The organism is Campylobacter sp., from assembly GCF_017646085.1.
GTDB lineage: Bacteria > Campylobacterota > Campylobacteria > Campylobacterales > Campylobacteraceae > Campylobacter.
Genome location: NZ_JAGCNF010000135.1, coordinates 1 through 9,805 on the forward strand (window position 1 = coordinate 1; position 9,805 = coordinate 9,805).

At 33.4% G+C, this 9,805-nt stretch carries 10 protein-coding genes; 6 read left to right on the forward strand and 4 right to left on the reverse strand.

Annotated features, from left to right (window positions below):
* Positions 1-329: 329 nt before the first annotated feature.
* The 3 genes from thiH to thiF are packed head-to-tail and all read right to left on the reverse strand — an operon-like array spanning position 330 to position 3,060.
* Entirely contained in the window at positions 330-1,502 is a 1,173-nt protein-coding gene (gene thiH, locus J6V67_RS07030; RefSeq protein WP_291860733.1) for a 2-iminoacetate synthase ThiH, read from the reverse strand.
* Positions 1,503-2,264 (reverse strand): thiazole synthase, encoded by a 762-nt coding sequence (locus J6V67_RS07035; RefSeq protein ID WP_291860735.1) that lies wholly within the window; start codon positions 2,262-2,264, stop codon positions 1,503-1,505.
* Positions 2,257-3,060: a sulfur carrier protein ThiS adenylyltransferase ThiF gene (gene thiF / locus J6V67_RS07040; protein ID WP_291860736.1), complete on the reverse strand. Its 804-nt coding sequence runs from the start codon at positions 3,058-3,060 to the stop codon at positions 2,257-2,259. The genes J6V67_RS07035 and thiF overlap by 8 nt, the downstream gene beginning before the upstream one ends.
* 128 nt (positions 3,061-3,188) lie before the next feature.
* On the opposite strand from thiF, the gene J6V67_RS07045 reads away from it, so the two are divergent.
* The 5 genes from J6V67_RS07045 to J6V67_RS07065 are packed head-to-tail and all read left to right on the forward strand — an operon-like array spanning position 3,189 to position 8,459.
* Positions 3,189-4,559 (forward strand): phosphomannomutase/phosphoglucomutase, encoded by a 1,371-nt coding sequence (locus tag J6V67_RS07045; protein WP_291860738.1) that lies wholly within the window; start codon positions 3,189-3,191, stop codon positions 4,557-4,559.
* On the forward strand, positions 4,556-5,224 hold the full coding sequence (gene queC, locus J6V67_RS07050; protein WP_291860741.1) for a 7-cyano-7-deazaguanine synthase QueC: 669 nt from the start codon (positions 4,556-4,558) through the stop codon (positions 5,222-5,224). Before J6V67_RS07045 ends, queC begins: the two co-directional genes overlap by 4 nt.
* Positions 5,225-5,234: 10 nt before the next feature.
* Positions 5,235-6,524 (forward strand): glutamate--tRNA ligase, encoded by a 1,290-nt coding sequence (gene gltX / locus J6V67_RS07055; protein WP_291860745.1) that lies wholly within the window; start codon positions 5,235-5,237, stop codon positions 6,522-6,524.
* A complete protein-coding gene (locus tag J6V67_RS07060) occupies positions 6,521-6,820 on the forward strand; it encodes a YggT family protein (protein ID WP_291860748.1) in 300 nt (99 codons plus the stop codon). Before gltX ends, J6V67_RS07060 begins: the two co-directional genes overlap by 4 nt.
* Positions 6,798-8,459: a lytic transglycosylase domain-containing protein gene (locus J6V67_RS07065; protein ID WP_291860751.1), complete on the forward strand. Its 1,662-nt coding sequence runs from the start codon at positions 6,798-6,800 to the stop codon at positions 8,457-8,459. Before J6V67_RS07060 ends, J6V67_RS07065 begins: the two co-directional genes overlap by 23 nt.
* A 39-nt stretch (positions 8,460-8,498) precedes the next feature.
* On the opposite strand, the gene J6V67_RS07070 is transcribed toward J6V67_RS07065, so the two are convergent.
* Positions 8,499-8,969: a hypothetical protein gene (locus tag J6V67_RS07070; RefSeq protein ID WP_291860754.1), complete on the reverse strand. Its 471-nt coding sequence runs from the start codon at positions 8,967-8,969 to the stop codon at positions 8,499-8,501.
* Between the two features lie 185 nt (positions 8,970-9,154).
* On the opposite strand from J6V67_RS07070, the gene J6V67_RS07075 reads away from it, so the two are divergent.
* Positions 9,155-9,805 (forward strand): NAD(P)-binding domain-containing protein (locus J6V67_RS07075; protein ID WP_291860758.1); only part of this gene is annotated, 651 nt, incomplete at its 3' end.

Below are 9,805 nucleotides of genomic sequence, written 5' to 3' on the forward strand. Positions count from 1 at the left end.
ATTCTAAAACCCATTATAAGTCCTTTTATAGAAATATTATTAAGTTATAAAAGCCCTAAGCAAATGGTGTTCCAAAGTTTTGGTAGAAATTTATAATAAACGATATTTTATAAGTTGTAATAAATTTTTAATAGTTTATCAAAAATTAAATCAATCTTGATATTATTTAAAATATTACTAGCTAATAGATTAGCTAGTAATGATTGGTTAAAAGTTTAAGTTAAAATATTTAACCTTGTTTAAATATTTTTCTAAAAATTGCTTTAATTTTAGCTATCATTGCGCTAAAAGGGCATTGGCTACCACCTAAAACTGGGTCGTTATTCATCTTATTCTCCTGTGTATATATAATCACTCATTACCGGTGTTAATCCGGCGTTTTTAATAGCATTTTTCATCTGTTCTACATCTCTGCTATCGCTGATTTGAAACTGTCCATCACCCTTATCCTCATCATCTTTGCCGCCATGCTCTCCGATTCCTACGCTTACTCCAGCTGAGACTTTAGTAATTCCTAAAGCCATAGCATTATCTCTAAAATATACACTTTCACGGCTACTTAGCGTAATATTAGCATATGGTAAAAATAGCCTATATGCAGCAATTACTTGAAGTAGTGCGCGCTCAGTTACATCACGTGGGTTTATACGATTATTATTAATAATTGGTCTAAGGCGTGGGACTGAGATAGAGATCTCAGCGTGAGGATATTTAGCTTGTATCAAACTAGCGTGTAATGCTGTACACATCGCATCACATCTCCAATCATCAATCCCAAGAAGCGCTCCAAAAGCTACACCACGCATTCCGCCTATTAATGCTCTTTCTTGAGCGTTAAATCTATATGGAAATACACGCTTATTACCACCTAGGTGAATTTTGCCATATTTTATTGGGTTATATGTCTCTTGAAATACAGTGACAAAATCAACACCACTAGCATGCAAAATAGCATATTCATCGCTATTTAGTGGATATATTTCAACTCCAACTATATCAAAATATCTCTTAGCAAGCTTGCAAGCTTTTGCAATGTAGCTTAGCGGGGTTTTAGTTTGAGATTCTCCTGTTAGGATTAGGATCTCTTTTAGTCCAGTTTTGGCTATATTTTCTAGCTCTTTGATTATATCATCTTCATCAAGCTGAGCTCTTTTTATATCGTTATTAACATTAAATCCGCAATAAACGCAGTTATTATCACAGTGATTGGCTATATATTGAGGTGTAAATAGATATATATTTTTACCAAAATATCTCTCTTTGGTAGCCTTAGCTTTAGCCACCATCTCTTCAAGATAGTTTGTAGCTACTGGGCTTAGTAATGCTTGAAGGTCATTTAAGCTTAGATTATCTTTAGATAGTGCTCGTTCTACATCAGTAGCACTAAATTTATCAAATTCCACATCATTAGCGGCTGTAAGCACTCTTTGCATTATATCGCTATTTATTTGCTCTTGGCCTTCTAGATACTCCATCGGATCTGTTTTTTGTATAAATTTCATCTACTGTCCTAAAAAGCCAGTTAATGGTGAGCTAGCACTTGCTTTATTTTGTACTCTACCAAGTCTAGCTAGATATGCATCTCGTCCAGCCTCTACGGCCTTGCCAAAGGCTCTAGCCATAACTCTTATATCTCCTGCGGTTGCAATTGCGGTATTTGCCATCACTGCAGCGCAACCCATCTCCATTGCCTCGCATGCTTGGCTAGGGCGGCCAATTCCTGCATCTACTATTATAGGTAGTTCGATCTCATCTATTAGAATTTGAATCATATCTTTATTGCTTAGGCCTTTATTTGAGCCTATTGGCGCAGCTAGAGGCATTATAGCTGCTGCTCCAGCATTTACCATATCACGAGCAGCTACAAGATCAGGCATCATATAAGCTAGTGGGATAAATCCATCACTGGCTAATAACTCTATAGCTTTTAATGTTTCATAATTATCTGGAAGCAAAAATTTACTATCTCTAATTACTTCTATTTTGATCATATCCCCACATCCTAGCTCTTTACCAAGGCGAGCAATTCTTAGGGCTTCATTAGCATCTCTTGCACCACTTGTATTTGGTAGTAGGGTGATATTTTTTGGTATGAATTTAGTTATACTAGCGTTTTGGTCTTGATTTACCCTTCTTATTGCTAGAGTGATGATTTGAGTTTTAGCCTCATCTATACAAGCTGATATTAGCTCAGGGTCAAACTTGCCACTTCCCATTATAAATCTAGAATCAAATAGCCTTCCGCCTAAATTTAATTTATCCATTATTTTCTACTTTCTTTATTAAAATATCTAAAATTTGATTAGCTTGATGCATAGCGCAAATTCCTACACGTGGTGCCATAAGGCCATTTCCTATACTAGCAGCACTCTTTAAATCTCCACATATGTATAGATTTTTAGCCATTTGAATGGTCTTTATCTCATCGCTTCTGCCATATCCTGCCATACCACTAGCTGCTACTATAGTTTTATTTTTTAGATTATTTATTAGCATTGCTTTAGCGCGAGGATTATCAAAGCATTCAGCCACTATATCACAGCTATTAAATACTGAATTTACATTATTTTCATCAAGTTTTATCGTCTCTATCTCTATAGTGACAAATGGATTTATTTTAGCGATTATATCTGCTAAGGCTTGGGTTTTATATTTTCCAATATCTTCTATGAAGTACTGTTGGCGATTTAAATTTGATGGATCAACAGTATCAAAATCAACTAATTTTAAATAACTCACTCCTACTCTTGCTAGTGCAATAGCAACACTACTGCCTAATCCACCAAGGCCTGCTACTCCTACTTTTGCGTTATTTAGTGCGTTATTTACCTCTGGGCTATTTCTAGCTGCCATCATCTCTTTTAGGCACTCATTTTTTGGTATTTGACCCTTTTTGATAAATATAACACTATCATTATCATTTAGTTTTAGATTTTCATTTGTAGCAAAACCTTTATAAATGGTGATTATATCATCACTAATGCCTAATTCAAGTCTTAAGTCTTGTAAATTATCAGAATTTACTTCTTTGATTATTGAGTTTATTTTTATCTTTTTCATAAGCGTGATTATAGCTAAAAAAGACAAAATGGCTATTAAATGCGTAATTAAATTTTATAAAATTTAAACTAATGATTATAAAAATTTGGCTAGAATTATTGGCTTATAATTATAATAAGGGCTAGGATATGTTTGATACAATATTTAGAGAGTACGATATAAGAGGAATTTATCAAAAAGATCTAAATGAACAAAGCGTCAAAGCAATAGGAATATGCCTTGGCAATGTGATGAAAGAGCGTGGAGTAAAGAGTGTAAGCGTAGGATATGATGCTAGAACATCAGCGCCTAATCTTTTTAATTATTTAGTTAGTGGATTAAATGCTGCTAAATTAGATGTTTATGATATTGGAATGCTTCCTACGCCTGTGGGGTATTTTAGTGTTTTTACTGATAAATTTGATGCAAATGTAATGATTACAGGTAGCCATAATCCAAAAGAGTATAATGGATTTAAAATTACTATTAAAAAAGATAGCTATTTTGGTGATGATTTACAAGCTTTAAGAGTTGCTGTAAATGAATTTATCGCTAGTGGCGAGGCGGTAAAAGATGATTTTAGAGCGGTTAAATTTGATATTTTAAGTTCATATGTGGATTTTTATGCTAAAGAGTTTGCTCACCTTAAAGGATTAAAAACAAAAATCATCTGCGATGCTGGTAATGGTGTAGCTGGTATAACTCTTGAACCAATTGCAAAAGCACTAGGACTAGAGTTTAATGTATTATATCCTAAGCCAGATGGAGAGTTTCCAAATCACCATCCAGACCCAAGCGAAGAAGAGAATATAAAAGAGTTAAAAGAGGCTTTAAATAATGGCTATGATTTGGGGTTTGGCTTTGATGGTGATGCTGATAGAATAGCAGTTCTTACACCAAAAAGAAGCATTAAAGGCGATGATTTAGCCTATTTATATGCTAAGAATATGAAAAATCCAAGGGTTTTAGGCGAGGTTAAATGTAGTCAAAATATGTATGATGAAATCGATAAAATCGGTAAAAGCTTTATGGGTAAAACCGGTCATAGCAACATTAAAAAAGCTATGAAAGAGTTAAATATAGATATGGCTGCTGAGGTTAGTGGGCATATATTCTTTAAAGAGAGATTTTTTGGTTTTGATGATGCAGTATATGCAATGATAAGAGTTCTTGAGCTTGTAGCTAATGGATTTGATTTAGATAGTGAGCTAGATAAATTGCCTAAGCTATACTCAACTGATGAGATGAAGATTAAAACCAATGAAGAGTCTAAATTTAAGATAATAGAAGCTTTAAAAGTTAGACTAAATCAGGCAGATAATGGACTTCCAAAAATTATTGATATTATTGATATAGATGGGGTTAGGATTAAATTCCAAAATGGCTGGGGGCTAGTAAGAGCGTCAAATACTACGCCAGTGATAGTTACAAGATTTGAGGCAAATTCACTAGAAAATATGCAAGAAATTCAAAATGGAGTAATTGCTCTAGTAGAAGATATTATGGCTAAAGAGATATGAGAAAAGCTCTGTGTATAATTAGTGGTGGAATGGATAGTGCAGTAGCTGCAAGCATTGCTAAAAGCGAAGGCTATGAGATTGTAGCGTTGCATTTTGACTATGGTCAAAGGACAATGGATAAGGAGCGTGAGTGCTTTGAAAAGATTGCTAGTAGTCTTGGGGTAGTGGATAAATTTATAATTGATGCTAGTTTTATAGCCAATATAGGTGGTAATGCACTCACTGATACAAATATTAAAATCCCAAAAAATTCTTTAGGGAGCGAGCCATTGCCAGCCACATATGTTGCTTTTAGAAATGGAGTTTTTCTATCCATTGCTGCAAGTATTGCTCAAGTTAAACAGTGTGAGGCTATATATATTGGCTTAGTTGAAGTAGATGGAAGCGGATATCCTGATTGTAGAATCGAGTTTTTAGAAGCGATGAATAGGGCGGTAAATTTAGGTACTGGGTGTGAGCTTGCTTTTAGAGCGCCGCTTATTGGACTTTCAAAGGATCAAATTGTCTCAACAGCTTATGAGCTAGGTGTGGACTTGGCTAATACTTGGAGCTGTTATGAAAATGGCGATATAGCTTGTGGCGAGTGTGATAGTTGCCTTTTAAGGCTTAAGGGATTTAAAGGGAACGGAAAAACCGATCCTATAGAGTATAAAATTAAATTTTAAGGATTAAATTATGTATCGTTTTGCGCCATCACCAACTGGTGATATGCATATTGGAAATTTAAGAGTTGCAATATTTAACTATATAGCTTCACTTCAAGATAAAAGCGGGTTTGTATTGCGTATCGAAGATACTGATAAAGAAAGAAATATAGAGGGCAAAGATGAGCAAATAATGGAGATTTTAAGGAAGTTTGGTATAAAGTGGGATACTCTATATTACCAAAGTAAAAATCTTAAATTTCATCAAGAATTTGCTGCTAGATTATTGATTGATAAAAAGGCATTTTTATGCTTTTGCGATGATGAAACATTAGAAGCTAAAAGAGAAGAGGCGGCTAAAAAAGGTATAGCATATAGATATGATGGAAGTTGTGAAAATTTAAGCGATGATGAGGTGTTAAATAATCCTCGTCCAGCAGCCTTAAGGTTAAAAGCGCCAAAAACTACGCAAAAATTTACTGATAAAATTAAAGGTGAGATAGTATTTGAACCAGAAAATATAGATAGCTTTGTACTATTAAGAGCTGATAAGACGCCAACATATAATTTTGCTTGTGCTATTGATGATATGCTTGAAGGTGTTACAATGATTATAAGAGGTGAAGATCATGTAAGTAATACACCAAAACAAAATTTAATTAGAGAAGCTTTAGGGTATACTCAAGAGATTAGCTATGCTCACCTACCTATAATCTTAAATATGGATGGTAAAAAGATGAGCAAAAGAGATAATAGCTCATCTGTTAGTTATCTTTTGCAAAAGGGCTATATGCCTGAGGCTATTGCTAATTATTTAATATTAATTGGCAATAAAACTCCATGCGAGATTTTTACTTTAGAACAAGCAGCTAGTTGGTTTGATATATCCAATATTTCACGCTCTCCAGCTAAATTTAGCGAAGAAAAATTAGCTCAAATTAACCGCGAACATATAAAGCTTGCTAGTGATGATAGATTAGTTGAGCTTGGATTTAGTTCGCCAGATTTAGCTAGATTTTATACTCAAGAAAGCAGCCTAATCCCTGAGATAATAGCCAAGATTGAGGCTATTAACGCTCCAAAAATTATCCCACAGCAGTGGCAAAAAGAGGCTGATGAGATTCGCAAAGTAATCTTAAATATGCAAATTCCTCATACATTTGAGGAGTTAAAAATTGTAATTGCTGATGAGACAAATTTAAAAGGCAAAGCCTTATTTATGCCGCTTAGATTGCTTTTGACTGGAGCTGAGCACGGTCCAGAGCTTAAGGATTTATATCCATTAATCAAATCAGATATCAAGGAGATCGTATCTAAATGACAATTGTATCTCATTTTATTATATCAGTAGTTGATATTTTAGAAATTATTATAAGGGCTTATACGTTTATGATTATAGCTGCAGCGCTTGTAAGCTGGGTAAGGCCAGATCCATTTAATCCAATTGTGCAGCTACTTTACCGTCTAACGGCACCAGCATATGGATTAATTAGAAAACTTAAGATTCCAACAGTATTTGGTGGAATTGATATAGCGCCAATTATTATACTGATTGCTTTGGAGTTTATAAATAGATTTGTATTAGGATTGCTTCGTGGGCTTGCTTATCAAATTTAGTCTATTTTTAACTTTTCTAGCTATTCCGCTTTTGGCTGGTGTGCCAAGCTATGAGAAGTTAAAAGTTGCACCAAAAGGATTGGCTAAGGATTATTATATATATAGATTTGCCAATGAAAAAAAGGCTAGCAAGGCTCAACTAAAGAAATTGCAAGGGCAGATTTTTCGCTATCAAGGTAGCATTAAAGCGCTTTTTGATAAGAAAATTGGCCCTATAAAAGAGAAAGTGGCTGATTGTTCTAAATATAATTTTAGCAATATTCATACTGCTAATTGGACATGTCAAAATATGGTTATAAGTGCTGGATTTATAAACTCTTTAATGCCTAGTCAAAGGGTGGATTTAGTAACACGCTTAAAAGCTAGTGGTTCTAAATTTGTAAATTATATTCAAGGATTTAATACAGCAGACCCACTAGCTTATTATATAGCAGTTGGTGATCCGGTTGGATATTTTAGGCACTACGCAGCGGCTAAAAATAAAGAAGAGTTTTTAAATACTCACATTCCAAGTGTAAAATTAATCACAAATAGCCTAAATCATTGGCAATTTAAATCAATTGTTCAAGACTCTGTAATTAATAAAAAAAATGCCAAATTTCGTAGTAGTTTATTAGGAGTTAGTGCTGAGCTACTCAATAGCGACATGGCATTTATATTTGGGTTGAATGCGATTTTATTGCATAATGAGAGTAGGGCAGTGGAGTTTTTTAAAGTAGCTGCTACAAAATCCAAATTTGCTAGCAATAAAGATAATGCTAATTTTTGGATATATCTAATTACTAAAGATGAGAATATTTTAGAACAGATTGCTAAAAGTGCCGATATAAATATTTATAACCTATATGCTAGAGAATTTACTAGTGGTGAAAAGATTAAAATAGCAGTACCAAGGCCAGCTACAAAAGAGTTATTAAAATATGATTATACCGACCCATTTACATGGCAACGCACAAGAGAGAAAGTAGCTAAAATGCCAAGCTCTGAGCTAATCTCATATGCATCAAGGTTTTATACTCAAAGCACCTTAGGTGAGTATAGCTATATAATGGAAAGAGCGCATAATCATAAAATTCACTTCTATCCGATGCCATTTATGGAATACATTGGCACAAAAGATATCAGGCGGCAAGCACTGATTTTGGCACTTGCTAGGCAAGAAAGTAGGTTTGTACCTAGTGCAATTTCTACATCATATGCGCTTGGAATGATGCAGTTTATGCCGTTTTTAGCTAAAGATATCGCCGCTAAACTTGAAATGAATAAATTTGATATTGATGATATGTTTAAGCTGCAAATTGCTTATAAATTTGCAAATTTTCATCTAGATTATCTAGAAAAATATCTTTACAATCCACTATTTATTGCATACGCATATAATGGCGGGATTGGATTTACAAAGCGAATGCTGCTGCGTGGGGATCTATTTGAGCGTAAGGGAGAGTATAGTAAATTTGAACCATTTTTATCTATGGATTTAGTACCGTATGCTGAGAGTAGGATTTATGGTAAAAAGGTTTTAGCTAATTATATAATATATCTTGCTGCTCTTGGTAAAAGTACCAAGATATCGCACTTTTTTGATAATGTTTTAATCCCTGAGTTAAGCGATGGATTTAGGCCAAAGGTAAGCTTTTAGGCTTGCCTTTGTTTGGTTTTTAGTTTTAAATTAATAAATTTATCTAGTATGCCAGTAGAGTGAGCGGGCGACTTTTTGAAAATTTAGCGTAGCTGTAGTGTTGTTATCTAGAGTGATATTTACGCTTAGGATATTTGATTTTTGAGTTGGAATAGTGGCTTTATAATAATTACTCCAAGGTATGGTCATTGAGACTAGAGTAGAGAGTTTATCATCTTTTTCTAGTTTAGTTAGTGTAGCATCAATTGAATTTATAGTTACAGATTTTGGGGTTAAATTTTGTGGATATATTGATACTATAAAGGTATCAAAATCTTGCATATCAGTAGTTAATTCTCCTTGATATATTGGATTTAAGTAGGTAGCAACTAGTAATATTTCAGCAGAGTTGTGTTTTTGCGTATAGGCTAATAATTCGTTTTTAAGATTGGCATCTGAATGAAGTGAGCTTTTTCCCCAGCAACCAGCTAACATCAATGAAATGATAAGAAAGGTGAGGTTTTTTAACATTTTTTTCCTTTTTTGCTAAATTATACCATTTATATGTTTAATCTTTAAATTATATTATATTTATTTTATTAAAATATATTTTGAATTTATCTAATAATTTACTTTTAAAAATCAATAGTAATTTAAGTTGAATTTAGATATATTTAATATTTTATGTTTTAAAAATATAATAAATGGAGAAAAATATGGAAAATTTATATGATGTGGTAGTCATTGGCGGTGGTCCTTTTGGTATTGCTTCAGTAGTTGAGGCTAAAAAAGCAGGATTTAAAAATGTTCTTCTTTTAGAAAAAGGCGATAATCACTCTCAAACAATTCGCAAATTCTACAAAGATGGTAAGCGTGTAGATAAGGTTTATAAAGGTTTAGAGAGTGAGACAAGAGGCTGTGTGGAGTTTTTTGATGGAACAAAAGAGAGCACATTAAATTATTTTGATAAATTGCTTGATGATGGCGATATTGAAGCAATTTTTAATGCTGAGGTTGAAAGTGTAAAAAAAGATGGTGATCTACTAATTGTAACTACAGCCAAAGGCGTGTATAAGGCTAAAAATGTAATGGTTGGTATAGGTAGAATGGGTAAACCAAATAAACCAGATTATAAGATTCCACCTTCATTAATTCAAGTTGTAAATTATAATTTAAATAATTGTAATTGCGGTGAAAAAATCATTGTAGTAGGTGGTGGAAACTCAGCAACTGAATATGCTGTCGATTTAAGAGGTTGCAATGATGTAACGTTAAATTATAGACGCTCTACATTTACTAGATTAAACGATATAAATCTAGCCGCTGTAGAAGATAGCGCAAGAGATGGCAAGCTAACTTTAAAATTA

Excerpts from the sequence above, each read along its gene's own strand:
- J6V67_RS07060 (WP_291860748.1), top strand. The coding sequence starts at position 6,521 with ATGACAATTGTATCTCATTTTATTATATCAGTAGTTGATATTTTAGAA.
- thiH (WP_291860733.1), bottom strand. The coding sequence starts at position 1,502 with ATGAAATTTATACAAAAAACAGATCCGATGGAGTATCTAGAAGGCCAA.
- J6V67_RS07035 (WP_291860735.1), bottom strand. The coding sequence starts at position 2,264 with ATGGATAAATTAAATTTAGGCGGAAGGCTATTTGATTCTAGATTTATA.
- J6V67_RS07045 (WP_291860738.1), top strand. The coding sequence starts at position 3,189 with ATGTTTGATACAATATTTAGAGAGTACGATATAAGAGGAATTTATCAA.
- gltX (WP_291860745.1), top strand. The coding sequence starts at position 5,235 with ATGTATCGTTTTGCGCCATCACCAACTGGTGATATGCATATTGGAAAT.
- queC (WP_291860741.1), top strand. The coding sequence starts at position 4,556 with ATGAGAAAAGCTCTGTGTATAATTAGTGGTGGAATGGATAGTGCAGTA.
- thiF (WP_291860736.1), bottom strand. The coding sequence starts at position 3,060 with ATGAAAAAGATAAAAATAAACTCAATAATCAAAGAAGTAAATTCTGAT.
- J6V67_RS07070 (WP_291860754.1), bottom strand. The coding sequence starts at position 8,969 with ATGTTAAAAAACCTCACCTTTCTTATCATTTCATTGATGTTAGCTGGT.